At 61.4% G+C, this 25,822-nt stretch carries 25 protein-coding genes and 1 pseudogene; 16 read left to right on the plus strand and 10 right to left on the minus strand.

All coding sequences use genetic code 11. The features are described from left to right. Positions 1-74: 74 nt before the first annotated feature. The 4 genes from HCR76_RS04985 to HCR76_RS05000 form a co-directional block, all read right to left on the minus strand. Positions 75-878 carry a carbohydrate ABC transporter permease gene (locus HCR76_RS04985; protein ID WP_198248143.1) on the minus strand — a complete coding sequence of 268 codons (804 nt, stop codon included), beginning with the start codon at positions 876-878 and terminating at the stop codon, positions 75-77. 71 nt (positions 879-949) lie between these two features. Then, positions 950-1,861, minus strand: a complete 912-nt coding sequence (locus tag HCR76_RS04990; protein ID WP_166988796.1) for a carbohydrate ABC transporter permease — start codon at positions 1,859-1,861, stop codon at positions 950-952. Then, positions 1,858-3,201 carry an ABC transporter substrate-binding protein gene (locus tag HCR76_RS04995; RefSeq protein WP_166988798.1) on the minus strand — a complete coding sequence of 448 codons (1,344 nt, stop codon included), beginning with the start codon at positions 3,199-3,201 and terminating at the stop codon, positions 1,858-1,860. The genes HCR76_RS04990 and HCR76_RS04995 overlap by 4 nt, the downstream gene beginning before the upstream one ends. A gap of 131 nt (positions 3,202-3,332) precedes the next feature. Further along, complete coding sequence (locus HCR76_RS05000; RefSeq protein ID WP_166988800.1) at positions 3,333-4,607, minus strand: ROK family transcriptional regulator; 1,275 nt, start codon at positions 4,605-4,607, stop codon at positions 3,333-3,335. A gap of 88 nt (positions 4,608-4,695) precedes the next feature. Here HCR76_RS05000 and HCR76_RS05005 point away from each other — a divergent pair, with 88 nt between their 5' ends. Further along, positions 4,696-6,024, plus strand: a complete 1,329-nt coding sequence (locus tag HCR76_RS05005; protein WP_166988802.1) for a sulfatase-like hydrolase/transferase — start codon at positions 4,696-4,698, stop codon at positions 6,022-6,024. 259 nt (positions 6,025-6,283) lie between these two features. On the opposite strand, the gene HCR76_RS17610 is transcribed toward HCR76_RS05005, so the two are convergent. After that, a complete protein-coding gene (locus HCR76_RS17610) occupies positions 6,284-6,412 on the minus strand; it encodes a hypothetical protein (protein ID WP_268920965.1) in 129 nt (42 codons plus the stop codon). Positions 6,413-6,648: 236 nt separating this feature from the next. Here HCR76_RS17610 and HCR76_RS05010 point away from each other — a divergent pair, with 236 nt between their 5' ends. Next, positions 6,649-6,894, plus strand: coding sequence for a hypothetical protein (locus HCR76_RS05010; protein WP_166988804.1), 246 nt, complete (start codon positions 6,649-6,651; stop codon positions 6,892-6,894). Positions 6,895-7,162: 268 nt separating this feature from the next. Here the strand turns inward: HCR76_RS05010 and HCR76_RS05015 are convergent, their stop codons facing one another. Next, the gene (locus tag HCR76_RS05015) at positions 7,163-8,341 is read right to left on the minus strand and encodes an acyl-CoA dehydrogenase family protein (protein ID WP_166988806.1); all 1,179 of its coding nucleotides are present in this window, start codon (positions 8,339-8,341) and stop codon (positions 7,163-7,165) included. Between the two features lie 212 nt (positions 8,342-8,553). Here HCR76_RS05015 and manA point away from each other — a divergent pair, with 212 nt between their 5' ends. The 7 genes and pseudogenes from manA to HCR76_RS05050 all read left to right on the plus strand — a co-directional run bounded on the left by manA (position 8,554) and on the right by HCR76_RS05050 (position 13,854). Further along, the gene (manA, locus tag HCR76_RS05020) at positions 8,554-9,747 is read left to right on the plus strand and encodes a mannose-6-phosphate isomerase, class I (protein WP_166988808.1); all 1,194 of its coding nucleotides are present in this window, start codon (positions 8,554-8,556) and stop codon (positions 9,745-9,747) included. A 64-nt stretch (positions 9,748-9,811) separates the two neighbouring features. After that, a complete protein-coding gene (locus HCR76_RS17525; RefSeq protein WP_280529497.1) occupies positions 9,812-9,985 on the plus strand; it encodes an antitoxin MazE family protein in 174 nt (57 codons plus the stop codon). Positions 9,986-10,051: 66 nt separating this feature from the next. Continuing rightward, positions 10,052-10,564: pseudogene (locus HCR76_RS05030) on the plus strand (ribonuclease H family protein); the annotation flags it as partial. A 99-nt stretch (positions 10,565-10,663) separates the two neighbouring features. After that, entirely contained in the window at positions 10,664-11,500 is an 837-nt protein-coding gene (locus tag HCR76_RS05035) for an aldo/keto reductase (protein WP_166988812.1), read from the plus strand. A 95-nt stretch (positions 11,501-11,595) separates the two neighbouring features. Next, positions 11,596-12,387, plus strand: coding sequence for a DUF1684 domain-containing protein (locus HCR76_RS05040; protein WP_166988814.1), 792 nt, complete (start codon positions 11,596-11,598; stop codon positions 12,385-12,387). A gap of 90 nt (positions 12,388-12,477) precedes the next feature. After that, on the plus strand, positions 12,478-13,074 hold the full coding sequence (gene msuE / locus HCR76_RS05045; RefSeq protein ID WP_166988815.1) for an FMN reductase: 597 nt from the start codon (positions 12,478-12,480) through the stop codon (positions 13,072-13,074). A gap of 39 nt (positions 13,075-13,113) precedes the next feature. Further along, complete coding sequence (locus tag HCR76_RS05050; protein ID WP_166988817.1) at positions 13,114-13,854, plus strand: hypothetical protein; 741 nt, start codon at positions 13,114-13,116, stop codon at positions 13,852-13,854. A 10-nt stretch (positions 13,855-13,864) separates the two neighbouring features. Here the strand turns inward: HCR76_RS05050 and HCR76_RS05055 are convergent, their stop codons facing one another. Together HCR76_RS05055 and HCR76_RS05060 are read right to left on the minus strand one after the other, a co-directional pair. Next, positions 13,865-14,491, minus strand: coding sequence for a TetR/AcrR family transcriptional regulator (locus HCR76_RS05055; RefSeq protein ID WP_166988819.1), 627 nt, complete (start codon positions 14,489-14,491; stop codon positions 13,865-13,867). A gap of 19 nt (positions 14,492-14,510) precedes the next feature. Then, complete coding sequence (locus HCR76_RS05060; protein WP_166988821.1) at positions 14,511-15,467, minus strand: alpha/beta fold hydrolase; 957 nt, start codon at positions 15,465-15,467, stop codon at positions 14,511-14,513. A 46-nt stretch (positions 15,468-15,513) separates the two neighbouring features. On the opposite strand from HCR76_RS05060, the gene HCR76_RS05065 reads away from it, so the two are divergent. The 4 genes from HCR76_RS05065 to HCR76_RS05080 all read left to right on the plus strand — a co-directional run bounded on the left by HCR76_RS05065 (position 15,514) and on the right by HCR76_RS05080 (position 20,170). Beyond that, entirely contained in the window at positions 15,514-16,059 is a 546-nt protein-coding gene (locus HCR76_RS05065) for a hypothetical protein (protein WP_166988823.1), read from the plus strand. Next, the gene (locus HCR76_RS05070; protein WP_198248144.1) at positions 16,056-16,772 is read left to right on the plus strand and encodes a VC0807 family protein; all 717 of its coding nucleotides are present in this window, start codon (positions 16,056-16,058) and stop codon (positions 16,770-16,772) included. The genes HCR76_RS05065 and HCR76_RS05070 overlap by 4 nt, the downstream gene beginning before the upstream one ends. Next, on the plus strand, positions 16,769-18,268 hold the full coding sequence (locus tag HCR76_RS05075) for a carboxylesterase/lipase family protein (RefSeq protein WP_166988825.1): 1,500 nt from the start codon (positions 16,769-16,771) through the stop codon (positions 18,266-18,268). The genes HCR76_RS05070 and HCR76_RS05075 overlap by 4 nt, the downstream gene beginning before the upstream one ends. Positions 18,269-18,373: 105 nt before the next feature. Then, a complete protein-coding gene (locus HCR76_RS05080) occupies positions 18,374-20,170 on the plus strand; it encodes a thioredoxin domain-containing protein (RefSeq protein WP_166988827.1) in 1,797 nt (598 codons plus the stop codon). Positions 20,171-20,194: 24 nt separating this feature from the next. Here the strand turns inward: HCR76_RS05080 and HCR76_RS05085 are convergent, their stop codons facing one another. Beyond that, positions 20,195-20,770, minus strand: coding sequence for a TetR/AcrR family transcriptional regulator (locus HCR76_RS05085; protein WP_166988829.1), 576 nt, complete (start codon positions 20,768-20,770; stop codon positions 20,195-20,197). Between the two features lie 159 nt (positions 20,771-20,929). Here HCR76_RS05085 and HCR76_RS05090 point away from each other — a divergent pair, with 159 nt between their 5' ends. Further along, entirely contained in the window at positions 20,930-21,751 is an 822-nt protein-coding gene (locus HCR76_RS05090; RefSeq protein WP_268920989.1) for an alpha/beta fold hydrolase, read from the plus strand. A 36-nt stretch (positions 21,752-21,787) separates the two neighbouring features. Here the strand turns inward: HCR76_RS05090 and HCR76_RS05095 are convergent, their stop codons facing one another. Next, positions 21,788-23,143, minus strand: a complete 1,356-nt coding sequence (locus HCR76_RS05095; protein WP_166988833.1) for an L-serine ammonia-lyase — start codon at positions 23,141-23,143, stop codon at positions 21,788-21,790. 226 nt (positions 23,144-23,369) lie between these two features. Here HCR76_RS05095 and HCR76_RS05100 point away from each other — a divergent pair, with 226 nt between their 5' ends. After that, positions 23,370-24,116, plus strand: a complete 747-nt coding sequence (locus HCR76_RS05100) for a sulfite exporter TauE/SafE family protein (protein ID WP_235933958.1) — start codon at positions 23,370-23,372, stop codon at positions 24,114-24,116. Between the two features lie 53 nt (positions 24,117-24,169). Next, positions 24,170-25,723 carry an SLC13 family permease gene (locus tag HCR76_RS05105; RefSeq protein WP_166988835.1) on the plus strand — a complete coding sequence of 518 codons (1,554 nt, stop codon included), beginning with the start codon at positions 24,170-24,172 and terminating at the stop codon, positions 25,721-25,723. Positions 25,724-25,822: the final 99 nt, after the last annotated feature.

The raw sequence follows: 25,822 nt of genomic DNA on the forward strand, positions 1-25,822 counted from the left end.
CATGTTGAAGAGCGGTGCCCCGTAGGGCAGATAAAGGCGGAAGATTGCACGTGTGAAGACGTGCTATAGAGCGGTTATCCCTTGATGGCGCCGCCCATACTTGATCGGAGCAAGTGCTTGCGAAGCACCATGTAGAGGATCGCGGGTGGAATCATGTAGATCATCGCGCTCGCCGCCAGTAGACCCCAGTCGACTTGGTTGAAGGCGCTGAACGCGCGGAACAACCCGATTGATAGTGGGTACAGGTCTGGGGACTGCAGGAGTACGAGAGGCGTGAGGAAGTCACCCCAGACCGCCATGAATGTCAGCATTGCTGTGGCCCCAAGCCCCGGCATCACGAGGGGGGCGACGACGCGGATAATTCCCTGAAACCGGCTGTTCCCGTCAAGCCACGCGGCTTCCTCGAGCTCGACAGGGACCGCATCGATTGCCCCCTTAAGCATCCACAGTGTGATCGGGAGAGCAGCTGCCGCTTCGACGAGGATCAACCCGAAAAGCGAATTATCTAGATTCACCTTCACCATCAGCAGATACAGAGCGACGATCGTGGCTGGCGCAGGGATCACTCGGATCAGCAGAATGGCGAACATAAACGTCGCACGCCCACGAAAGCGGAACCTCGACAGTGCGTAGGCACCGAGCACACCGACCGCAAGGTTCAGCGCGGTAGCAATGACGGAGATGATGAGGCTATTTGCCAGCAGTCGAGGAGTGTTGGCTTCAGTGAAGAATCGCACGAAGTTGTTGGCCGTGAGATCGGGCAGTTGAACGGTTGAACCCGCATCTGCATCAAACGCGCTGAGCACGAGCCATGCGAACGGAATAAGGCAGAATAACGCAAGCAGCGTGATTAAGACGTACTGCAGTGTGCGTTGCACTGATCGAAACGTACTAGGTCGCCGTCGGCGCAGCGGGGCGCTGGTTCTCATTGCAGTGCTGCTGTAAGTCATCAGACCTCAACTTTCGAAAGGCGCACATAGGTGAGGCCGAAGATCAGCAGCAGTATGAGCAGGATCACGGACGCTGCGCTCCCCAAGCCGATTTGCGAGTACTGAAACGCCCGTTGGTAGATAAAGATGGCCGTCAACTCGGTCGCGTTACCTGGACCGCCTTGGGTGAGAAAGTACACAAGGCCAAAAACGCCGACCGTTGTGATCGTTGTCAACAGCAAGTACAGAAACACCGCTCCGCGGATCAGGGGAAGGATGACATGGCGGAACACTTGCCACGGTCCGGCACCGTCGATGCGGGCGGCTTCGATGAGCTCGTCGGGAACGTCCTCCAGCGCCGCTTGGAACATGATCATGGCAAAGGCGATACCCCGCCAAATGTTGACGACGATGATGCAGACCATTGGGGCGCCTTGAAGAGCAGCAACCGGTCCGGCCCCGAAGACATCGAGAAACCGGTTCAACGTGCCGTCCCCGCTTGGCGACAGGACACTCGCCCATGTCAAAGACGCGACAACCTCTGGCACGACCATTGGAAGCAGCACCGCAGCACCGAACGCGCCCTTACCTCGGAGCCATTTTCGGCTCAAGATGAGTGCAGCGATCATTCCCAGCACGGTCTGGCCGATGATTGCCGAGAAGAACACGAACTGTGCGGTATTCCACACGGAGCCGAGGAAGTCCTCGGAGGTGAGCAAGTGGGCATAGTTATCGAGACCCACGAACTTCGGGTTGCGTGCCGCCGATCCGGTCAGCTGAGTGTTGGTGAAACTGAGGTAGATGCCGTACACGGCAGGAATCAACACGAATGCCGTTATAAGTACCACTGATGGACCCAACAGCAGCGGCACGAGGCCGCGCTGCTGAAGGCCGCGGCGCCGGCGCGTTGGGGTGAGGGTTGTGGACGTCATTCGGCGATGAAGCTTGGATCGAGGAATTCGCGCACTTCGTTCGCGAATTCCTTCGCGGCCTGCTTGCCGTTCGCGTCACCCGTGAGAATTTGAGCAGTCGCGTGCTGAACCGCTTGCGAGACTTGGTCGCTGCCTTCGCCAGTCGGCGGTGCGATAGCGTTCGTGAGTTTCGATTCCGCGTCAAGCAGAGTCGGCTCGCTTGCATATGGTTCGATATCAGAGATTCCTTCACGCGGAGAGGCCGCGCCGACGACAGCGAGCTGCTTGGCGAGTGCTTCGTCTGACGATAACCATTTGATGAACTCGACTGCAGCGTCCGCATGCTCGCTCTCCGCGTTGACTGCGTAGTTGTAGCCGCCACCACTGACGGAGTACGGCTTCGTTCCGTCGACAAGCGCGGGGTAGTCCCACGTGATCACTTTGTCTTGCACATCATCGATCGGGGCCGACCCATCGGGGCCCCAATCGTAGCGCCAGCCCCATGTTCCCTGTGCAGCGACGGGCATTGTCCCGGCTGGGAAAGCCTCGTACTTCGTAGGCTCCCATGGGTTCGGATTGAGCAGGTCCTTGACAGGCAATAGTTGTTGTTTCACGAGCTCGTCGTACAACTCAAATGTTGCCGTCAACCCCTTGCTCTCGACGGTCCAGGTACCGTCATCGGAGTTGTACAGGGGACTTCCGGTGCCGGCCACAATGGGCAGGAATCCCTCTGTGAAGGTGCCGTCACCCCATGCGGTTCCTGCTGGAATTACGATCGGTGCCTTGTCGGTCTGTGCTTTGACGGCATTTAAGCGGTCAATGAGATCGTCCCAGGTTTCGGGCTGCGAAGTATCTATGCCGAGGTCATCGAGCACGTCGGCGCGCACGAAAAGATGTTGCAAGCTCGCCTCGTGGGGGATGGAGTAATAGTGGCCGTCAGACTGTCGAGCTCGGTCGCGGGACACGTCATAGAACGTGTCCCAGCCGTCCCAATCCTTCAAGTAATCGTCGAGTTCGAGCAGATAACCGGCTGCGGCCCATCCCGTGATATTCGAGCCACCCGTGTCAATGACGTCGGGTGCCGTTCCGGCGTGCAGCTGCTGGGTAAGTTTCGTATTGACGTCGCCATCGGGCAGGATGTCGGAATTCAGTTCAACCGTGATTTCCTTGCCCTTGGCTTCCATCGCCTTTTCGAAATCAGGGATGAGCTTTTCGAGTACATCTGCACGTGACTGCTGGTACTCGAGGATTGTGATTTTCGCTGGGCCGTCTGCGGCGTCGCTGTCCGCAGAGCACGACGTAAGACCAGCAGCCGTGAGCATGGCCGCGGTCGTCAAAGCGACAAGGTGTCGGCGCTTCATTGCGTTCCCTTCTTGCGCCAGCCACCCTGGCAATAATCAAATTGATTGAATAGCGCGAAATTAGTTTAGGTAGTGGCACCAAGCAGAGTCAATAGCCTATTTCGCCATGTTTGATTGGGTGGGTGGTCTTTTCAACTGGTGAGATAGAGGCGGCCCGGTGTGTCGAATGTCGTTGACCACATTGCAAGGGAAGCCGCTCCGACTGCACCGACAGGATCGCCGATTGACGTGCCCCGCACGTCAACGTGATGAAGATCGCGTCCCATAAACAGGCGCTCAACGATCGCGGGAACTACACGCAGGAAGCTCGGGCGGAAGGTCTCCCATTGGGGTCCACCGAACACAATTGCGTCGAGATCCAGCATGTTCACGAGTTGGCCGGCGACGCGCCCGAAGCCGTGCGCGGCCCGATCAAGAATGCCGATGGCAGTCGGGTGCCCGGCTGTGGCTATCCGCCCGAGTTCAGCCAGGGCGACCTCGACAGCATGCGCATCTGAGACATCGACGGAGTGCAGTACGCCTTGCGCAACTGCGGAGGCTACGAGTGTTGCTGGCATGGCAGTGGCGGAGAGGCAGCCCCGGCCTCCGCAATAGCATATTGGGCCGTCGGGATCGGCACTGAGATGACCGATGTCGCCAATGTTGGCGCTGGCGCCGCGCATGATCTCGCCGTCGAGGACGATGCCCGCTGCCACTCCGGTGCCCAGATAGATAAATGCCAAATTATCGGGCTTTTCGTCGGCATTCCAGATCTCACCTTGAGCGGCGGCTGTGGAGTCCTTTTCAATGATTACTGGCAGTCCCATGCGGGCGCTGAGCTCGCTGCGCAGCTGTACGATCTCCCAACCAGGAAGATTTGGCGCGCCGATCACCGCACCCTGTGTCAGATCGATCGGGCCTGGAGTCGCAACTCCGATTCCGGCAATACGCGACCGGTCCGCTCCGGACTCCGTGATCAATCGTCCGATGGATGCTTCAATGGCGTTCAGTACGTCGGCCGGATCGGGCGTCGCGGGGGTGGATTCAACCGTGGTGGCAACGACATCGCCGGCCAGATTCATCAATATGCAGGTCAGGCGTGCTGGGTCGATGTGCAGTCCGACCGCGTAGCGTCCGTTCTCTTCGACTTCGAAAATCGTTCGCGGAGCGCCGGCCCCCGAGTGCACACGGCCGGACTGGCGGATCAGATGCGCGTCGACAAGGCGACGGGCGATGTTCGAGAGTGTCTGTGCGCTGAGTCCGGTGCGCTGTACAAGCTCTACTCTGCTGATCCCTTCAGAACGGCGAATCAAATCGAGCACGAGCATTTGGTTGTAGTCGGCCACGCGAGGCAGATTGGTGCCCCGCCGCTCGTTTCGGACCCTGTGCTGGGTTTTCTCCCCGAGGTCCGCGTCAGTGCGCGTCATCCTTAGATCGTAGGACATCTGGGGTGCTGGCTCCACTTATCAATTTGATGGAGTAACGTCAGAGAACGCCATCGTCGAAAGGAAGCCAGTGTCCGACAAGACAGAAAGCCCCAATGTCGTGATTCTTTACAGCGATGACCTGGGCTGGGGAGACCTCCCTTCTTTTGGCGCCCACGAGCTTGAAACTCCATCTCTGGACGGTCTGTGCAATGCGGGCGTTCGGCTGCCGCAGTGGTATTCCAACTCGCCAGTCTGCTCGCCTTCGCGTGCCGCGCTGCTCACCGGTCGTTACCCTGCTCACGCTGGCGTTGAATCGATACTTGGCGGGGAGCGCGGTACCCCCGGCCTTCCAGCGCAGGAGACACTTGCATCTCGATTGCGCGAGCGCGGGTACCGCACTGGAATCTTCGGGAAGTGGCACCTTGGCGCCGGGCATGACCACAGTCCGCTGAATTTCGGGTTCGACGAAAGCTTCGGATTTCGAGCTGGGTGCGTCGACTACTACTCGCACATTTACTACTGGGGCGAACGCAACCCTGTCCATGACCTTTGGGACGGCGACGAAGAGGTTTGGGATAACGGGGAATATCTCACGTTGACCCTGGGGGATAGGGCCGCCGACTTCATATCGCGCAATGCAGAAGATCCCTTCTTTCTCTATGTCCCGTTCAACGCCCCCCACTATCCGTTGCATGCACCGCAGCGCTATGTCGAGCGGTTCGCCCATCTGCCGGACGACCGGCGAATGGTGGCGGCGATGATCACCGCCATGGACGATGCCATCGGCGTCATCTTGGATGCGCTCGAAGCGCAGGGGGTGCGTGACAATACGTTGGTCTTCTTTTCTTCGGACAACGGGCCGTCGGCGGAGAGTCGCAACTGGTTGAACGGTGAAGAAACCTCATACGCTGGTGGATCAGCGGGGGGCCTCCGTGGAACGAAGGGATCCCTCTTCGAGGGAGGCATCCGGGTGCCGGCGATCGTCTCGTGGCTCGACGGAGGCATTCCGAGCGGGCAGGAATATCGCGGCGTTGGTGCGATGATGGACGTGCTTCCGACGATCGTGCATGCTGTCGATGAACACCCTCCGGCGGACCCAGACATCGACGGATGTTCTCTCCTCGACCGTCTTCGAGAGCCTGACCGCGACCATTCGAACGAACGCGCGCTCTTTTGGTCTCACGACGGACAATGGGCCGTTCGAAAGGGCGACCTGAAACTTGTCGTCAGTGCGCAGGAGGGAATGACCCCGCCACATTCGGTCGACGAGGCAGTGTTCGACCTCTCCACCGATGTCGCTGAAAAGTGTGATGTATCCAGAGACCATCCGCATGCGACCGTGGAGCTGAAGCAGCACCTCGAAGCGTTCCGCGCCAAGAACCGCGAGTGGCACCTTGCTCGCGCAGAATCCACATAGCAAATGGCTACGGGAGGCGCTCGGACGCGGGGGCGATTCTTCTCAGCGGCTATTCGTGGAAGCGCTGAGCAGAAATGTCTATCGCCTCATGCAGCAGGCGAACCACCTGAATGACTGGACCGACCTGCCGGGAAACCACGAAGTGGCGAGGATGAGGGCTTGATAGCCGTCTCTGACGGACTCGCCGAAGCTGAACACCGACCACTCGGAACATCATCAATGTCTGTCTCAGCGTCTTCAGCAAGATCGAGTTGGTACGTCACGCGTTTTTGGCAGCTGCTCGCTCAGTCGCCAGGCGACCGCGTTCGCGCAGGTAGTCGCTGAGGTCGTCAACGGAGAGTCGAGTAGTACTGCCAGCGTCAAGCACTTCTGCGAGCTTCGGAGTCATGCCGTCAGCGTCGGCAAAGAGGAGCTCAGACGAACCCCTGAACCATACTCCTCTTCGGCACCGTTGTCGGATACTCACAAGCCCGGCATCGAACGACGTTTTTCACAGCTCATCTGATTGAACGAACGGCAGCAACGTTTCTCGCAAGCGTAGACTGATGTCGAAGCCTCAGAAATCGCGCGATGTTGCTCGGTTCCTTCGCTCGCGAGGGTGCCAGATCCTCCGGAGAAGTGGAGATGAGCCTTATGCCTCACGTATTCGATGTGGTCTCTTACCACGACGGCAATTGGTGGACATTTGAGATTCCTGGGCTGACATCGACGGCCAGTGAGGGGCGCCGAATCGTGGCAATGGGGCAAGCACGGAAGTCCTCCGAGGTCGCACGCGAAGCAAAGGGCGTCGCAGCGTTGTGGCTTGACCTCCCTGATGCAGACGATGTCGACGTGAACGTGGAGTTCCGGCAAAACAGTCAGATCGCGTAGTCGGGTGTCACAGCTTCATCGCTGAGCGCAGCTGCTCGTCGACGTGTCTGATTAGCTCTTGGGCTGGCTGAATTCGTTTCCTGAGAGCAGACGAGTTGTGTTCCAGCGAAGGCGGTCGACCGCGGACCGCGCGAATGACGGCGGCGAGATCATTAGGTTTGCGCGCGCTGAGCGACCGCATGGGATGCTCCATTTTTGAGTACCTCCCCACTCCACGCCGTAGCATTGCCGCGCCATTCGCCTTTCTGGAGAACCCGCCAGGGAGTGATTAGACGAAGGCGTTGTGGCCCGTGATCGAACGACCGACGATGAGCGAGTTCATTTCGTGCGTTCCCTCGTAGGAGTAGAGCGCTTCAGCGTCGGCAAAGAAGCGAGCAGCCTCGTAGTCGAGAACAATGCCGTTGCCGCCCATGGACTCGCGCGCCCAGGCCACGGTCTCCCGCATACGAGCCGTGCAGAAGCCCTTTGCAAGGGCCGAGTGCTCATCGCGCTGCGTGCCTTCGTCGAGCATCTGCGATACCCGCACGCACATGGAGATCGACGCGGTGATGTTGCCGAGGCAGCGGGCCAGGTGGTCTTGAATGAGCTGGTGCTGAGCAATGGGCTTGCCGAACTGTTCACGCTCTTTCGCGTAGGCGACGGCAGCATCATAGGCACCGACGGCGACTCCAATGGACGACCACGCAACCTGAGCACGAGTGAGGCGCAGCACTCGTGCCGTGTCGCGGAACGAGTTGGCGTTCTGCAGTCGAAGGCTCTCGGGAACACGCACATTTTCGAGCGTGATGTCAGCGTTCTCCACGGAGCGCAGGCTGATCTTGCGTTCGATCTTGGTTGCCGTATAGCCCGGAGTGGTCGTAGGTACGATAAAGCCCTTCACCTGGCCGTCGGCTTCATCCTTTGCCCAGATGATGGTGATGTCGCTGAACGTTGCATTGCCGATCCAGCGCTTTGAGCCGTTGATCACCCACTCGTCACCCTCGCGCCGCGCCGTCGTACGAAGGCCCTTGGCGCTGTCGCTGCCCGAGAGAGGCTCCGTGAGCCCAAACGCACCAATCGCCTCGCCCGAGGCGAGCTTCGGCAGCCATTCAGCGCGCTGCTCATCCGAACCCGTGACGCCGATCGACCCCATCGCGAGTCCCTCCTGCACACCGATGAACGTCGCCATTGAGGCATCCACTCGAGACATCTCGAGGGCGGCGAAGCCGCGAAAGACGGCGGAGTTCTCGAATGGCGACGTCTCGGCGAACGCATAACGGGCGACGTCTGTTGCCAGGAAACCGGGGACGAGATGACTGGGGAACTCTGCCTTCTCCCAGTACTCGTTGATCACCGGGCGAACATTGCTCTCCATGTAATCGCGAATGCGCTGAAGTGCCTCTTGCTCGTTGTCGCTCAGCAGGCTGGAGAACCCGTAGAAATCGGCGGAGAGTTGTTCGAACGTCATTGGCAGTCTCCCACGTGAGGTGTCATTGAGGGCAGCAGCCGTCGCTGCGTCTGTGTTCGCGAGCATATTGCGTTGTATCGCGACAGTGAGAAACGGTTGGTAGGTTGATGCAAGTGCCCCGCGCCGGACTTCGGCGTGATTGTGGGGACACAACAAGCCCGGGCGTCGTCGACAATGAATTCGCACGCCTGCGTCGACAGTGAGGTGCAGAATTGTTCGTTGCCATTGAGAACACACCGCGTCCATACGCGTGGGGTTCGACGACCGCGATCGCCGAGCTGCAAGGAAGAACCCCGTCGGGCGAGCCCGAGGCCGAACTGTGGCTCGGCGCTCACCCTGGATCGCCCTCTCGAATCTTCGCGGGATCGGGCGTGGGATATGCCGATCTTGCCGAATGGATCGCACACGAGCCGGACTCCGCCGGGTTGACGAGTGGGCGCCTGCCGTTTCTGCTCAAGCTGCTGGCTGCAGAGACTCCGCTATCGCTTCAGGCGCACCCATCGCCCGAGCAGGCGGAGGCCGGGTTCGCCCGCGAGAACGCGGCAAATATTCCCCTCGATGCGCCACACCGCAATTACAAGGACGCCTTCCACAAGCCGGAGCTCGTGGTGGCGCTCAGCGAGACGTACGACGCTCTGTGTGGGTTTCGGCCCGTCACGGATGCCGCGGCCGACATCGATGCGCTGATCACGGTTGCCGATGACAACGGGCAGGGTCTTGCGGCCGCAGAGCTGCGCGGACTTCGTGAACGGTTAGACGGAGACGACGCCGATGTGCTGCACTCTGTGATTCAGTACCTTCTCGGATCGGAGGTGTCGGCGCTAGTGTCGGCCGTCACAGATGTGGCGGCATCCGCTCCTCTGACGCCTGCCGTCGACACCGTGCGGCTACTCGCGCAGCATTACGCCGGTGACCCCGGGATCGTTGTGTCGCTTTTCGTGAATCGTGTGACGCTGCGGCGTGGCGAAGCGCTCTATCTGCCCTCGGGGAACATCCACGCGTACCTCCACGGTTTCGGAGTTGAGCTGATGGCTGCGAGCGATAACGTTCTGCGCGGGGGACTGACTCCGAAGCACGTCGATGTGCCCGAGCTGCTCACCGTTCTGAACTTCGAGCCGGTTCCGGTGCCGTATCTCGAGCCGGAGCGTGTGAGTGACGGCGTAGACGTGTTTGCCCCCGACGTTCCTGACTTCGAGTTGTACCGCATGAGCGTTCACGACGACGATGCGACGATGGATCTGCAGAAGGCGGCGATTGCCGTTGTGACGCGCGGAGAGGTCGATCTCACGGGAGCTCAGGGGGCCGCGACACTGACGGCGGGTCAGGCCATGTACATCACCCCGGATGAGACGGCGTTGTCGGTGTCGGGCGACGGCGACGTGTTCGTTGCGACGTCGCAGGTGTAGCGGTGCCGCCCATCGACACCATCGGTGTTACATGCAATCATGAAATTTGGACGTGAGAGACCAGGTGGGGGCACGCCGTGAGCGGATGCGGGCACTGGGCTTTCGTCTGATTCAGATGTGGGTTCCAGACGTGAGATCAGAGGAATTCGCCACGGAGGATCGACGTCAGTCCAAGTTGGTTGCTGAAGCTGATCATCGATCGGACGATCAAGAGTTTATTGAAGCTGTCTCTGCTTGAAAAACGCCGCCAAACAAGAACCCGGAAGAGACGGGCCGACCCGCAACAGCGTGAAAGGATGGGCGCATGACGATCACGGCTGCCGCCGACGGCTCAGCTCTCGGCAATCCCGGCCCGGCCGGCTGGGCTTGGTACATCGACGATTCATCGTGGGCCGCAGGCGGATGGCCACACGGTACAAACAACATGGGCGAGCTCATGGCCGTGCTCGATCTGTTCCGCTCCACCGCGCACCTGGCCGACGAGCACCTGCACATTCTGTGCGACAGCCAGTACGCCATCAACTGCATCTCGAAATGGATGCCGGGATGGAAGCGTAAAGGATGGCGCAAGGCCGACGGCAAGCCCGTGATGAACATCGACCTGCTCACAGAGCTCGACGAGGCGATTACCGGGCGCGACTACTCGTTCGAGTGGGTGAAGGGGCACGCCGGGCACGACATGAACGAAGCGGCAGACGTACGCGCACGCGCCGCAGCAACGGCGTATCAGAACGGCAGCGCTGTACCATCAGGACCTGGTTTCGACGGGCAGGGGAGCGTCTCGGCGACCGCCGACGCGCCCCAGACGAACGAGCCCGACTTGTTCAGCGGGCTCGAGGGCTTCGACCTCGGGCGGTGATCGTTCGCCCTGCGCGGAACACAGCGCAACGGCATCCGATTGTGGTTAGCTAAAACCATGGCTAACTCGTATGTACCTTCTATCCAACTGAATGATGGTCACTACATTCCGCAGCTTGGTTTCGGCGTCTTTCGCGTTGACCCAGAGCAGACGGAGCGTATCGTCACAGACGCGCTCGAGGCCGGGTACCGGCACATCGACACGGCGGCCATCTACGGTAACGAAGAAGGTGTCGGCCGGGCTATCGCGGCGAGCGGCATTCCGCGCGAGGAGCTGTACATCACGACAAAGCTGTGGAACGACATGCAGGGAACGCAGTCTGCATTCGACGCCATCGATGCGAGTCTCGAGAAGCTCGGTCTCGACTTCGTCGACCTCTACCTGATCCATTGGCCTGCACCGCAGCGCGACCTCTACGCCGAGACATGGCGTGCGATGGAGCGCATCAAGGCAGACGGCAAGACCCGCTCGATCGGAGTATCGAACTTTTTGCAGCCACACCTCGAGCGGATTCTCGCCGAAAGCAGCACGGTTCCGGCGGTCGACCAGATTGAGCTGCATCCGGCGCTGCAGTCGAGAGAGCTCACTGAGTATGCACGCTCGCAGGGCATCCACATTGAAGCGTGGGGGCCACTTGGGCAGGGCAAGTATCCGCTGTTCGACGAACCCGCAGTGGCGTCGGCCGCGCAGGCGCACGGGAAGACACCAGCGCAGGCCGTGATCCGCTGGCACATTCAGAACGGAACAATCGTGTTTCCGAAGTCGAACAACGCCGATCGCATTGCCGAAAACTTCAATGTTCTCGATTTCACGCTGTCGGATGATGAGATGGCGGGGATCACGGCTCTGGAACGCGGGCAGCGCGGCGGTTCACACCCCGACGAGCTCAACTGACACGTCATGCGCGCGTCGCCCGGCTGACATAGGCTGGGCGATGTGCATGTGCGCGCACGGCACGAATTCGCGCCTGGCAAGATTCGAGGAGAAGCATGACTGATACCAACGATTTCGCCGCTGCTTGGGCGGACTGGCACGAATCTCGAGTTCGCGCCACATCCTCACCGCTCGGCCTCGCATCGCTGGTAGCGACACATTGGCTGACCGCTGAGGCTGCCGAGTACGAGGGTGTGCCCGGCACCTGGCAGGCGTCGGGCGCGACGATCGTCGGCACGGCTCCGGCGCTGCATGGCAAAACGATTCTTCAGGACGGTCGCCCGGTGGGCACCGTCGAGGGGGCGTCAATCGCTCTGGAGACCGGTCAAGACATTGAGTGGGGAGACAAGCGCATTCGATACTTCGAACGCGACGGAGCGCTGGCGCTGCGCCTGATCGACCCCGACGCGACGACGCGCACAAGCATCCGAGATCTCTCTGCCTTCGACCCAGACGAATCGTGGGTGCTCAGCGGTCAGTTCACCGACGCCGGTGACGGGGCCACGCAGAGCGTCGAGGCCATCGATGGACACGTGTCGAGTGACGCGCTCGCGGGCAAGGTCGATGTGACGCTTCCCGGTGACGAGCATGCAACGCTGTCTGTAACGACGGACCCGCGCGGCCTGCGCGCCGTCATCAGCGACGGCACCAGCGGCGACGAGAGCTACCGCTTCCGTTTCTTGCCGATCACAGCCCCCGATGCACACGGCCGAGTGACACTCGACTTCAACCGCGCTTACCTCCCGCCGTGCGCTTTTGCCGACCATTACGTGTGCCCGCTGCCGCCGACGGAGAACCGACTGAACACGGCGATTCGCGCGGGGGAAAAGGCAGTCGTTCGCGACTGACCGCGAGAAAAATGGATGCTGGCGAGCATCCATTACGACTTATGTCGACGTGAGATTTCACCCTGGTGCCTGCGAGCGTAGCGTCGTCTTATGCCTGAACACGATGCAACGCCTCTGAAGGTGGTCGCTGTCTCGGGGAGCCTTCACGAGCCCTCGAAGACAACGGCCTTGATCCGCGCGATCGTCGATGAGGTCTCGATGCGCGAGACGGTTGTCGTCGAAGTCATCGAACTAATTGAGATCGGATCGGGTTTTGCCGGCGCGCTCACGAGGGATCAGGTGTCGCCGAAGGCGGAGGCTGCGTTGCGCTCGATCGAGTCGGCAGACCTGCTGATTGTGGGGAGCCCGGTCTACCGCGGGTCGTTTACGGGGTTGTTCAAGCACTTGTTCGATTTCGTCGGGCAGTACGAACTCATCGACACTCCGGTGCTTCTGGCCGCCACAGGCGGGGGAGAGAAGCATGCGCTGATTCTCGAGCATCAGTTTCGGCCCTTGTTCGGGTTCTTCCAGGCATTGACGCTTCCCATCGGTGTGTACGCGTCGAACACCGATTTCGCTGGCTACGAACTGGCAAGCGAGTCCGTGCGCGCGCGTGTGGAACTTGCGGTGCGTCGTGGCCTGCCGTTTGTGCGTCAGCGAGGCATTCCCTCAGAGATACCGGCGTCCACGTACGTCGGCACCTGGTAGCGCCTACGCGGGAACCCGCGACTTGCTACTCTTGCGAACGTGTTGCTCAATGACGGGTTTCCCGACGATATCGACGGCTGGGCGCGGTTGCGGAGCGATATTCCGAGGCTCGCGCGAATTCTTCCCCGGCGCACGGTGGGGTCATTCGGCATGGTCTTGCTTCTGACATTCAGTTTCGCATTCGTCGTCGCTGCTGCCGTGATGTCGATCGTCCTCGCAGGTCTGCGCGTAGGGGTCGTCGTGAACCTCTGTGGAATTGCCACATATCTCTTGGTGCGAACAATGCTTAAGAAGTGGGGCGGCTGGAGCTTCGGCGTGTTCACCATCGGCGCCGATCTCGTGGTGCGAGCGATGACGGGGATCGGACAGGTGCGCTATCGAGCCCGGGGGAAGGATCAAATGTTCATTGGGCGGGGCAAAATGTTCGCGATCGGAGTTCCGATTGCTCTTGTGCTGTGCATAGGGCCGCCGACTCTTGCCGTCGTATTTGATCTGCCTGAGGTGATGCTGGGAGCCGTTCTCTTCTTTCTGCTGCCGCTCGCCGATCTCGCGCTGGCGGTCACGCGCGGCGCAATCGACGCTACGAAGAGGCGCGGAAGCACGTTGAACTCCGAGTTTGCCCTCGTTGTCGCCGCGCAGTTCGTACACGACCGCGGAGATGCGGAACGACTGGTTACCGGTGTGCCTCTCGATAACCTTTTGCCCCGCGATGCTGAACAACTCCGAGAGACCATGTACGAAGCCGCGCTCAGGCAGAAACTGCTCACGACAGACGAATAGCGTCTTACGCTTAGTGCGCCACCAGTGCGTGCTCAAAGATGTCGGCGAGCTCTTCAGCATCCGCAATCGCATCGTACTTTGGCGTCGCACGGAGTTGCACAAGCAGACCATCGAGCGCGCTGCGGATGGTTCGAGCCATAATCGGCGTGGAGAAGTCTCGGAATTCGCCCGCAGCCTTACCTCTTTCGAGAAGCACGCCGAGGGCAGAGAGCTCTTGCTCATTTGCACGTTTCTGCTCGGTGTGGCGCACAGAACCGTCATCACCGCGAGCATGGCTGACGATCTCGTGCAATGCGGCCATCTGCGAGGGAAAATCGCGATAGAACTCAGTGCTGCCGACGATGAACGTTCGTATAGCCTGCACAGTGGTGGACTGCGCTTCAATTTTGGGCTGAAGCTGCTCCGTCGCGATGCGGTACACCTCGGCGACGACAGCGTCGAGTAACTCGTCGCGATCAGCAAAGTGATAGGAAATGGCCCCTCGAGTGACGTCGGCGCGTTTGGCGATGCGTGACAGTGATGCCTGCGCGTAGCCATCATCGGCGAGGACGGCAATAGCGCACTCGACGAGCTGTTTACGGCGTGTGCGCTGGATAAAGGTCAGCCGCGTCTGCTGTTGTTCGGTTTTCTCTGTCATGTCGTGAGGGAAACTATCATCATCGGTTCGGTTGGGAGTTATCAGCGGGGCGTCGATCGTGTTCTTCGGCGTGAGTCCAGAAGTCGTCAAGGACCTGCGCCAGTTGCACCGGCACCTGCATGGGGAGAGAGTGCGTTGTTCCGCTCCATATGGTGACCTCGCTGTTCGGCAGTGCTGCACGCGCACGCTGTGCAGTGCTCGGGCGCCCAGCCAAGGAGTGGTGTTCGGCAAGTCCGACATAGACAGGCATAGTCAGCCGCGCAAGCTGATTTGTGGACATCGGGCGCGGCACGGGCAGGGTTGCACGAAACTCCTCGACGCCGAGCGAGATCATACGGCCGAGAGCCCCGGCATCCTCGTCATCGCTTCCTCCCACACGGGCGAGCGCGGTGGCTCGCCACGCCTGAGGCAGAACGGGCAGTGAAAAGAGCGTCGTCCAGAGCATCATTCGCAGGGGTGGGAATGCCACAGTGAGCACGGGCTCGAGAAGCGTGAGCGACGTTACGATCTCGGGGTGAGCTCGTGCAAAGGCCGCCGCGGTCGAGCCGCCAAACGAATGACCGACAACATGCGCGCCGCCCGGCGCCAGACGCGTTTGCACTTCCCGGAGCCACGTCCCGTGGTCACGAGTGCTGCGAAACGGCATCCGTTGCTGTGACATGCCGGCGTCACCGAGCATGTCGAGCGCAATGACGGGGCGATTCTTGACTAGCTCAGGAATATTTTCGTACCACATAGGTGTCGCCGCAGCACGACCGGGAAGCAGGATGACCGGCGCGCGCGAGGACGGGTTGAGGGCCGACCACGAATACGCGCGAACGGTTCCGAACGTTGTCGGGATGTCGTGAGTGGACGACGGAGCCGGCAACGCGCTGAAAGCGTCATCGTAGGCCTCGGTGTATGCACGCCGGGCCGTAATCGAGCGGAATCGTCCGACACGAGAGTGCGGGGCCTTCTTGCGAATAATTAGCGCCATGGATAAAAAACTATCACCCCTGCTGAATTTTTGCTAACCTGCCCGAATGATGGACTACACACCCACAAAATCGTCTGCCAACGGCGAGGCCGGGCGGACCACGCATCGACCACGCTGGGCCGAGATTCCCATACCGCTGAAATGGCTGATTCCCGCTGTCGGAGTGGGCATCTTTCTCTTGATCGCGCTGCCGGTCGCCATGGTGATCGGCAGGGACGGCTTTCTTCGTGACAGCGTCATTGCCAACGATCCACAGCTCGACCCTCGTTATCTAGAGTTCGCGCTGACCGCGTCGATCATCTATGCCGTGGTGCTTCATGCCATAGACGTCGTGCTCTCGATCTGGTTCGTGGTCAAGATCATGCAGGGGCGTCAGTGGGCTCGCATCGCACTCTCCGCGTACCTCGTGATCGCAACGTTTGGAAGCCTGTACTCGGCTGCAGCGGGGAGCGCATATTTGTGGGCGGTGATCCCTGGCGACAGCATCCACGTGATCATGCTCGTATTGCTGTGGGCCCCACGGTCGGTGCGGGACTTTTTCGCTCGCTACAAGGCGCGTGGCATGCGCACGGCCATGCAGGATTCACCATGACGAGGGTTGACGATGACGGCATCATGAGCGAAGGCAGTACCGTGCACAGACCCCTCGCGGGCTTGGGCGGCCAGATTGGCATGATCATCACAGATCTGGTTGTGCCCGTTGCCGGGTTCTACATTCTTCGGGGCTTCGGAATCGACGCCGTGCTCGCTCTGATTCTTGCCGGGCTGCCGACCGTCGTCGCGATAGGCATCCGTTCGATCAAACAGCGAAAGGTTGGTGCGCTCGGCATCTTCGTGCTCGCTATTCTCACCGGCAGCGTGCTGCTCTCGTTCATCACGGGAAGCCCACGCTTTCTGCTCGCCAGAGAAGGCTGGTTCACGGGGGCAATCGGGCTGGCCTTTCTTATGAGTCTGCGCTTTCGGCGGCCGGTTGCGTTCACACTCGCACGCACAATGATCGAGACGACGAAGCTCGCCGATCGCCTACGGCCACAACTCTGGGACGAGATGTGGGAGGAAAGCGCGCGGTTTCGCCGCGCGTGGCACACATCGACAGTGCTCTGGGGCGCCATCATGATCGCCGATGCGCTCGTGCGCGTCGTTATGGCGTACGCGCTGCCTGTTGACATCGTCCCCCTCATCACAGGGACATTGTGGGCCGTGACGTTCGTCGTCGCCCAGGTGGCACAGCATGCCTACTTCAAGCGGATTGGACTGTGGCAGCTCGCCACGGAATTCACACGAGCCGAGGAGAACTCTGAATGACTCACGCACCGCTCACCATCACGCTCGACACCGGGCGTATTCGGGGGATGCTTGCCGAATCAGCGCGCGTCTTCCACGGGGTTCGATACGCAGACCCACCGACAGGCAAGCACCGGTGGAGGTTGCCTCGACCCGCGGCATCCTGGTCGGGAATCGCCGACGCGACGCGGCCCGGCCCGATGTGCCCTCAACCAGGGTTGCCGGGCCAGCCAGCTGAACAAACTGATGAAGACTGCCTTTTCGTGAACATCACGACGCCGCTCGCAGAACCGCGCGAACCCTTGCCCGTCATGGTGTGGCTGCATGGGGGCGGATTCACGACGGGAGGCGGGCACCCCTATGACGCACAGCGACTGGCCGAGCAGGGCAATGTCATCGTCATCACCGTCAATTATCGGCTCGGTGTTTTCGGGTACTTCGGATACGGGGGGCTGCCCGGGTCGGGAAATTTCGGCCTCGCCGATCAGATCGAAGCGCTGAGGTGGGTGCAGCGCAACGCTTCCGCATTCGGCGGAGACCCGGGCAATGTCACGGTATTCGGCCAGTCGGCAGGCGCCATGAGCATCGGTGCCCTGCTGACGAGTCCCGACGCGAACGGACTCTTTCACAAGGCCATTCTGCAGTCGGGATCGCCGATGTTGCACTGGCCGTGCGGCGTGATGTTTCCGCGCTCGCCGGAGCACACACCGTATTTGGAAGTGTCTCGGGTCGCTGAGACGGGAGCACAGCTCGCTCAGAAGCTCGACATCGGGGGAGAGGATGCTGTCGACAAGCTGCGTGCGGTCGAGGCCAGCACGCTCGTGGAGCACACGGGCGATTTTGCCAACCACGTGGCATGGGGAACGCCGCTGCTTCCCCAGCATCCGGCCGACGCCATCCGTAGCGGCACAGTGCATGGCGTGCCGATGATCTCGGGGAACACCCGAGACGAGATGCGGCCGTTCATCGCCGGAGCGCATTCGGTCACTCCGATCACTGACGAGCGGCTTCCCGAGCTGATGGCGAACTCGTTCAGAGAAAGTGCGGGGGTTGTGGCGGAAATGTATGCCGAAGTGCGTGACGAATCTGCGCTGATTGCATGGTCGTCGATCACGACAGACACGTCGTGGGCCTATGCGGCACACGTCGAGCATGAGCTGCTTGCGCCCCGTGCTCCCGTCTATGCATACGAGTTCGCCGACAGCACGGCACCGAATGTCAACGGCTACGAGATACCGGAGTTGCCAATGGGAGCCGCGCACGCCTCGGATCTTCCCTATCTGTTCGACCTCGGCGGGGAAAACCTGCTCACGCCGAAGCAGCACGAGCTCGCCTGCGCGATGATCGACTACTGGACGTCGTTCGCCCACACAGGGGTGCCGCAGTCGGATCACGGGCCGCGTTGGCCCCGCTTCGATGAGAGAAGTCACGTGATGGGGTTCGACGAGCGCGGGGCGCACTCGACGGATTTCGAGGAGACCCACAAGATCGGTCTCTGGAAACGCATCCGGTCGTAGTGCCGCGCTACGCTACCGTTAGCAGGCTCATTGACCGAGCGTGAATAGCACCAGACGCCAGCGCACGGCACTTGGCCCATGCGACTGCCGTCGTACCCTGGACACATGGTCAACCGTCTCGCCGACGCGATGAGCCCGTACCTGAGGGCGCACGCCGAGAACCCCGTGCCGTGGCATCCGTGGGGTGCTGAGGCCTTCACCGAGGCCGTCGAGCGCGACGTACCCGTGTTCGTCTCCATCGGCTACGCCACGTGTCACTGGTGCCATGTAATGGCGCGAGAATCGTTCAGCGATGAGGGCATCGCCGCGTACTTGGGCGAGCATTTCGTGTGCATCAAGGTGGACCGCGAGGAGCACCCCAGCGTTGACGCAAGCTACCTGGCTCAGGCCGCCGCTTTTACACAGGGGCTGGGCTGGCCGCTCAGCATCTTCGCCGCCCCCGACGGCGCCGCATTTCACGCCGGCACGTACTTTCCGCCCGAGCCGATGGGCGGACGGCCGTCGTTTCGGCAGGTGCTCGAAGCCGTTGTCGACGCCTGGACGAACCGGCGCGACGTTGCGCTCAGCACGGCGGATGCCGTCGGCTCTGCTGTGCGCGCGGCAGGCGAGCGTGGTGCCGAGACCGCAGAGTTGCCGACACGCGAGCAGCTGACAGCATCCATTGGCCGACTTGAACATGCTGAAGACGAGCTTTTCGGCGGGTTCGGCGGCGCCCCGAAGTTTCCCGTAGCCCCGGCAATCGGCTTTCTGCAGGCGTATGGCGCAGACGAGCTCGCGACACGAACACTCGATGCAATGGCGCGCTCGCCGTTGCGCGACCGTGACGGCGGGTTCTTTCGCTATGCGACGCAGCGCGACTGGTCGCAGCCGCATTACGAGCGGATGCTGTATGACAACGCGCTGCTGCTTGGGGCGTACACGCGTGCGTGGCAAAGCGGGTCTGACGATGCGCGGGTAACGGCTGAGGGCATTGCGTCTTTTCTGCTCGACACGTTATGGCTTGGCTGGGGCTTCGCCAGCGGGCAGGACTCCGAGAGCATGATTGACGGCGTGCGCACCGAAGGTGGCTACTACACCGCTGAGCACCGGGGAACTCTTGAACCGCCACCCCTCGACGGCAAGGTGCTCACCGGCTGGAACGGCCTGGCGATCGAGAACCTTGCGCGTGCTGGACTGGTCTTTGCCCGACCGGACTGGGTGACTGTCGCGCGCATTGCTGCGGACGAACTGTTGCAACGGCACGACGGCGACGGCGTGCTGGTGCGAGCGTCGACTGTCGACACGGCATCCACAGCCGTCGCCGCCCTCGAAGACTATGGAATGCTCGCGTGCGGGCTGATCGAAGTGACCTGCGCGACGGGTGACGTGTCGTACCTCAAGCGTGCACGCGATCTGCTCGACCGGGTAGCGACGGCCGACGGCTTTGCCGAGCCGCAGCAGGACGGTATTCTTGCGGCTCGCGGGCTTGTGCTGCGCGACGACCCGAGTGAAGGTGCGTACCCGTCTGGGTTGAGTGCGTGCGCCAGGGCGAGCCGCATGCTCTGGCTGCTCACGGAGGACTGCGCAGCACGGGATCGTGCCGAGACGGCGATTGCTCCCTTTGTCGAACAAGGGCTCGCGAACCCGGCGGGTTTTGGGGCGCTGCTCGAAGAGGCATCGCGGCTTGGTGGTGCAGCGAGGCAAACTGTCATCGTGGTTCCCGACGGAGCCGAGTTCACCGCGCCCGAGGCAGTGCGGCGTCAGCGCGCCGACGTGCTGCTGCCCCTGAGTGAGACGCGCGCGAGTGAACTCGCGGCATCCGGCATTGAGCTGCTCGAGGGTCGCTCCGTTGTGGATGGGCGGCCGACGCTCTACGTGTGCGAGGACTTCACCTGCCGTCTGCCTGAGACGCTCGAGGTGTAGCTCGGCCGACGAAGCCGCTGATCGTCAGTCCGACACGTTGAGCGCAGCAAGCTGAGTCAGCAGCGCGTCATGCGCCTGGTCGCGGGTGAGGTCGCCGAGAATTGCGCGGACGGCTAGCCCGTCTGCCGTGGCGGCAAGAAGATCGGCGAGCTCGCCGTCGCTGGCACGCCTGAGGGTATCGATGCGCTTCAACTGCTCGATCAAATCGAGACGCCGTTGCTGCCATGCGTTGGTGATGATGTCTGAGATCGCGGCATCATTGACGCCGGCGATCACGAATTCATGCCAGATCGCCGTGCCCGTTCGCTGCTCTGCTGCCCCGGGAATTCCCAGCATCAGCAGATTCCGGATGCGCTCCTCGGGCGGGGCATCCTCGGTGGCCCTGTGCTGTTGCGTCGCCTTTTCGACGAACAGACTGCAGGCGAGTCTTACTAACTCTGCCTTTGTCGCGAAGTAGTGCTGCACACTTCCCATCGATGCCCCGGCGGCACGGGCCACCGTGCGAAGACTCACACCCGCGATTCCGTGCTCGGCCATGACGGTGATCACGCCGATCGCGATCGCCGCCCGTCGTTCCTCGTGATCCACTATCTTCGGCATCACCTCAGTTTAGCAATGCGATCGCATTGCGAAGTTGCTGATGAACTATTACGATGCAAGCGCATTATAAAACGAGGAGGCGACAGCGTGGGCGGCACAGTGGGAACATTCCGCGACGAGACATCAAAGCGTCGGTTTGACCACTTATTGCGGGTGGCGATGTCACGTTGGCCAGACCGTGACGATTGCGTCATTGATACGAGTTTCGGCCGCACTGCCTACTCTGTGACAAGGAATTCAGGCGAGGGTGCTCCGCTCGTTCTTCTCCAAGGAGGGAGCAGCACGGCAGCGATGTGGGCGCCTTTCGCGCGTGAATGGGGCAGACAACGGCCGGTTGTGGCGATCGACACGATATGGGATGCCGGTCGCAGCGTCCAGGAACGGCCGATATCCCGTGCTTCCGAGGCGGCAGAGTGGCTTAGTGAGACCCTCGACGGGCTCGGCTATGGCCGTGTGCACCTTCTCGGGTATTCCTATGGCGGATGGTTAGCGCTTGAATACGCCACTCGGCACACGGATCGTCTGATTTCGACGATCGCCATTGAGCCGCCTGGAGCGATTAAGGGAATGCCTGTGCGTGCCTGGTGGCGCATGGCTCGGATGCTTGCTGGTGGCGAACGCGAGGTTGAGCCGTACCTTGCCTGGGTTCGAGGCGGCAGGCTTCCCGAGGGCGATGCACTCGCCCTTTTGAAATCTGCGCAAATCGACTTCGTGAAGCGAGGGTCGCCTCTGCCACGGCGAATTTCCGCTGACGACTGGAGCCGAATCACGGGAGACCTTTTGATTGTGCTGGGTGAAAGAAGCCGACTCGTACCAGCTGCCGCGAGCACTCGGGTCACCGAGTGCGCTCCTGACGCCGAGATCCGCGTGATCCCGCGGGCCGGGCATGCTGTGCCTGTCGAGGAACCAGAATCGATCATCACTGTGGTGGCTGACTTTCTCAGCCGAGCCGAGCCATTGCTCGGCGATACTGCGACGTGAGTGCGGAAAACGGGCTCGGCCCGGATCCCGCCGCCGTCAGCACTCGATGACGTTCACCGCAAGGCCGCCCTCGCTCGTCTCCTTGTACTTCGTTGACATGTCGAGCCCGGTCTGACGCATCGTCTCGATCACGGCGTCAAGCGAGACCACGTGCGTGCCGTCGCCGTTCAGCGAGAGGCGGGCCGCCGTCACAGCGGTCGACGAGGCGATGGCATTGCGCTCGATGCACGGCACTTGCACAAGCCCGGCAACTGGATCACACGTGAGCCCGAGGTGGTGCTCCATGGCGATCTCGGCGGCGTTCTCCACTTGCTCTGGCGTGCCTCCAAGCACGGCGCAGAGTGCTCCGGCTGCCATGGCGCACGCCGATCCCACCTCAGCCTGACAGCCGCCCACGGCACCCGAGATTGACGCGTTCGCCTTGAACAGGGTTCCGATCGCCGTCGCCGTCAGCAAAAACGTGCGCATTCCTTCGACGTCTGCGCCGTCGATGAACGTCAGGTAGTAGCGGCCGACCGCAGGAATGATGCCCGCCGCACCATTCGTCGGTGCTGTGACAACGCGCCCGCCTGACGCGTTCTCCTCATTCACCGCGAGCGCGTAGGCAAGCAGCCACTCGCCGGGAAGAGACCGCCCGTTCTCTGCCTCTGTGCTCTGCAGCCGAGTGCGCAGCGCCGATGCTCGTCGAGTCACCTTCAGCGGGCCGGGAAGCGTCCCTTCTGTCGCCAAACCGGCGTTGACGCAGTCGTCCATCACCCGCCACAGCTCGTCGAGACCCGCGTCGACCTCATCGCTTGAACGCAGTGACTCCTCATTGAGGCGCGCAATCTGTGCGATGTCGAGACCTCGCTCGTCGCACAATTCGAGCAGTTCCGCCGCGTTGCGGTACGGAAGAGGCACATCGGTGGTCGCCTCATCGTCATCGTCGCCGTCGCGCTGAATGAACCCGCCTCCGACAGAGAAGTACGTGTGCTCGACAAGCGGAACCGCGCTGTCGGACCACGCCGCAAGCGTCAGAGCATTCGGATGCTGCAGCCGCGTGCGCGGTTCAAGTGCAACGTCGTCGTGCTCGAAGTGCACCTGGTGGTCGCCGTCGAGCGCTAAAGCGTGAGCGCCTGCCGCAGCATCCCACGCGCCTCTCACCTGATCCGGGTCGCACGTGGTGGGCTCAAAGCCGGCAAGCCCCGCAACGACTGCGTCGGGCGTCCCGTGCCCGAGGCCGGTGGCGCCGAGTGATCCATAGAGGGTGCAACCCACCCGGCGCACCTGGGAAAGTTCGCCGGATTCACGCAGTCGCCGAACAAAGTCGAGACTCGCCCGCATCGGGCCGACGGTATGGGAACTCGACGGGCCGATCCCGATTGAAAACAGGTCGAAAACCGATACGTACATGCTCCTCCTTGAACGCCTACCCAGAGTACGTCGGATCATTACGATGCCGGGCATTACGCGATCGCTGCGAGCGGTTCGTGCGTGACTCGTGCGATGACTACCTTTTTGATGAGCACGTTGCAGGTATTTGCGAACGTTTGGCTTCACTGCTGCGTGACGGCGAATACCCGAGGGCGCGTTCGATGTAGCCTGAGCAGATGCGAGTGCCTGGGGCCACGGAGGCTGCGTGGATGTGACCACTGCGATCGTCGCCGGAGCAGCGATTCTGATCGGAACGATTCTTCAGCGATTGTCCGGCACTGGGGTGGGCCTTGTCGTGGCGCCGATCCTCACCGTGCTGCTCGGCCCCGTCGCAGGCATTCTGGTGACCAACGCGACAACCGTGCTTTCTGGAGTTCTGCTGCTTCTTTCGATGCGACGGGCCATCGAATGGAAGCGGTATCTCGCCTTTCTGCCGGGAATTATTGTGGGGGCTGTCTGCGCAGCCTTCGTCGTCAGGGCGGCGCCGGCTAGCTGGTTGCAGATATTGATCGGCGCCATCGTTCTGGCGGCTCTCGCGACAACGTTTGGTCTGCCGCGCATGCCCATCATTCGGTCGAAGGCTCTGGGGCCGGTGACGGGCGCCATCGGTGCCTTCTTCAACACAACCGCTGGCGTCGCTGCTCCGGTCATGGTGATCAACGCGAAACTCTCGGGCTGGAATCAGAAGGCTTTCGCCGCCACAATGCAGCCGACATTCATGACGATGGGAATCGTCTCGGTCGTCACTAAACTCTCTCTGGGCGCATCATCGATCGCAGAGCTGCCACCGCTGTGGATGTTCGCGCCGGTCGTCGTGATCGTGCTCGCCGGAATCGTCATCGGAGGCCTGCTGAGCAGGCGAGTATCGTCCCGTTCCGCACGCAACACGGCGATCACCCTCGCCGCGATAGGAGGTGCTGCAGCCCTGATCAGAGGTGTGATGGCGCTGTAAACCCGCCCCGCCATCACGGACATCATTGGCGTCTAATCAGCGAAGGAGCTGTCATGAACGCGTTAGAGCTGTTGAAATCACCGGGCCAGACGGATGAAGGGCTCGATAAGAAAACAAACAACCGACGGTGGCTGGGAGTCGTGGTCGGTGTGGTGCTGGCCGTCGTCGTCTACATCGCGATGCCTGCCGACCTGGACAACCCTCCGAAGATCACCGCAGCGACGGCCGTACTCATGGGCGTCTGGTGGATGACCGAGGCGATTCCGATTCCGGCAACGGCACTTGTTCCCGTGCTCGTCTTTCCGGTCGCACACATGGTCGACTCCGAGGGCGAGACGATCGACTTCGATGGAGTCGGCGCATCGTATGGCAACAACATCATCTTCCTGTTCATGGGCGGATTCCTCATCGCCCTGGCCATGCAAAGGTGGAACCTCCATCGACGCATCGCCCTGCACATCGTGCGGATGATGGGCGGCAAGTCGCAGCCGATGATCGGCGGGTTCATGATCGCCACAGGGTTCATCAGCATGTGGGTGTCGAACACGGCAACGGCTGTCATGATGCTGCCTCTGGGAACCTCAGTGCTTGCGCTTGTCTCGACGCAGATGAAGAAGGCAGCGGATTCCTCTGATACATCTGAGGGCAAAGCGAGCGATGTGATCCGCACAAACTTCGGCACGGCGCTCATGCTCGGCATCGCCTACTCTGCGTCGCTGGGTTCCTTGGCCACGATCATCGGCACCCCGCCAAACACGCTTCTTGTCGGGTACCTTGCCAGCACCCATGACATTCACATTGGATTCGGGGAATGGATGCTCGTGGGTCTCCCGCTCGCCGTGATCTTCACGTTCCTGTGCTGGTTCTTGCTGACGCACATCCTGTTCAAACCTGAGATGAAGGAGATCCCTGGTGGGCGTGAACTCGTCGCAGACGAACTCCGCAAATTGGGGCCTATGGCGTCTGGAGAGAAGCTCGTCCTGACGATCTTCGTCTTGGCCGCGGTGAGCTGGATCTTCATTCCGGTGATCTTCGAAGACCCCCCAATCAGCGACGCCGGAATTGCAATGACCGCCGGGATGCTGCTGTTCCTGATTCCGGCACGGGCCAACCGTGGCGTCAAGCTGCTCGACTGGGAATCTGCGGCCGAGCTCCCTTGGGGTGTGCTGCTGCTCTTCGGCGGCGGGCTTGCCCTTTCAGCCCAATTCACGAACTCCGGGCTGTCAGAATGGATTGGTGAGCAGGCCGAAGCCGTTGGCGTGCTTCCGGTGATTCTGATCGTGGCGATCATCACGACGCTGATCATCTTCCTTACCGAGCTGACGAGCAACACGGCAACGGCGGCGACGTTCCTGCCCGTCGTCGGTGGCGTTGCGATGGGCGTCGGGCTCGATCCGATGCTGCTCACTATCCCGACGGCGCTCGCGGCGACGTGCGCGTTCATGCTCCCTGTCGCAACGCCTCCCAACGCCGTCGCGTACGGTTCGGGTTACGTGACGATCGGCTCCATGATCAAGGGTGGAATCTGGCTCAACGTGATCGGGATTGTGCTGGTGACGGCGACGACGATGACGCTCGCGGTCTGGGTGTTCGGTATCAGCTACTGAGGGCAGGCGACGTGCGGCCGGTGCTGTCACCGGCCACGCGTCGTCGATGCGCAGCGACCACTCGTGTCGTGACACAGTTGCGACACGACCGCGATCATA

The organism is Paramicrobacterium chengjingii, from assembly GCF_011751765.2.
Lineage (GTDB): Bacteria > Actinomycetota > Actinomycetes > Actinomycetales > Microbacteriaceae > Paramicrobacterium > Paramicrobacterium chengjingii.

Coding starts and splice junctions, on each gene's coding strand:
- HCR76_RS04990 (WP_166988796.1), bottom strand. CDS start 1,861: ATGACGTCCACAACCCTCACCCCAACGCGCCGGCGCCGCGGCCTTCAG.
- HCR76_RS04995 (WP_166988798.1), bottom strand. CDS start 3,201: ATGAAGCGCCGACACCTTGTCGCTTTGACGACCGCGGCCATGCTCACG.
- HCR76_RS05000 (WP_166988800.1), bottom strand. CDS start 4,607: ATGACGCGCACTGACGCGGACCTCGGGGAGAAAACCCAGCACAGGGTC.
- HCR76_RS17610 (WP_268920965.1), bottom strand. CDS start 6,412: ATGACTCCGAAGCTCGCAGAAGTGCTTGACGCTGGCAGTACTACTCGA.
- HCR76_RS05010 (WP_166988804.1), top strand. CDS start 6,649: ATGAGCCTTATGCCTCACGTATTCGATGTGGTCTCTTACCACGACGGC.
- HCR76_RS05015 (WP_166988806.1), bottom strand. CDS start 8,341: ATGACGTTCGAACAACTCTCCGCCGATTTCTACGGGTTCTCCAGCCTG.
- HCR76_RS05035 (WP_166988812.1), top strand. CDS start 10,664: ATGGCTAACTCGTATGTACCTTCTATCCAACTGAATGATGGTCACTAC.
- HCR76_RS05040 (WP_166988814.1), top strand. CDS start 11,596: ATGACTGATACCAACGATTTCGCCGCTGCTTGGGCGGACTGGCACGAA.
- msuE (WP_166988815.1), top strand. CDS start 12,478: ATGCCTGAACACGATGCAACGCCTCTGAAGGTGGTCGCTGTCTCGGGG.
- HCR76_RS05055 (WP_166988819.1), bottom strand. CDS start 14,491: ATGACAGAGAAAACCGAACAACAGCAGACGCGGCTGACCTTTATCCAG.
- HCR76_RS05060 (WP_166988821.1), bottom strand. CDS start 15,467: ATGGCGCTAATTATTCGCAAGAAGGCCCCGCACTCTCGTGTCGGACGA.
- HCR76_RS05065 (WP_166988823.1), top strand. CDS start 15,514: ATGATGGACTACACACCCACAAAATCGTCTGCCAACGGCGAGGCCGGG.
- HCR76_RS05070 (WP_198248144.1), top strand. CDS start 16,056: ATGACGAGGGTTGACGATGACGGCATCATGAGCGAAGGCAGTACCGTG.
- HCR76_RS05075 (WP_166988825.1), top strand. CDS start 16,769: ATGACTCACGCACCGCTCACCATCACGCTCGACACCGGGCGTATTCGG.
- HCR76_RS05080 (WP_166988827.1), top strand. CDS start 18,374: ATGGTCAACCGTCTCGCCGACGCGATGAGCCCGTACCTGAGGGCGCAC.
- HCR76_RS05085 (WP_166988829.1), bottom strand. CDS start 20,770: ATGCCGAAGATAGTGGATCACGAGGAACGACGGGCGGCGATCGCGATC.
- HCR76_RS05090 (WP_268920989.1), top strand. CDS start 20,930: ATGTCACGTTGGCCAGACCGTGACGATTGCGTCATTGATACGAGTTTC.
- HCR76_RS05095 (WP_166988833.1), bottom strand. CDS start 23,143: ATGTACGTATCGGTTTTCGACCTGTTTTCAATCGGGATCGGCCCGTCG.
- HCR76_RS05105 (WP_166988835.1), top strand. CDS start 24,170: ATGAACGCGTTAGAGCTGTTGAAATCACCGGGCCAGACGGATGAAGGG.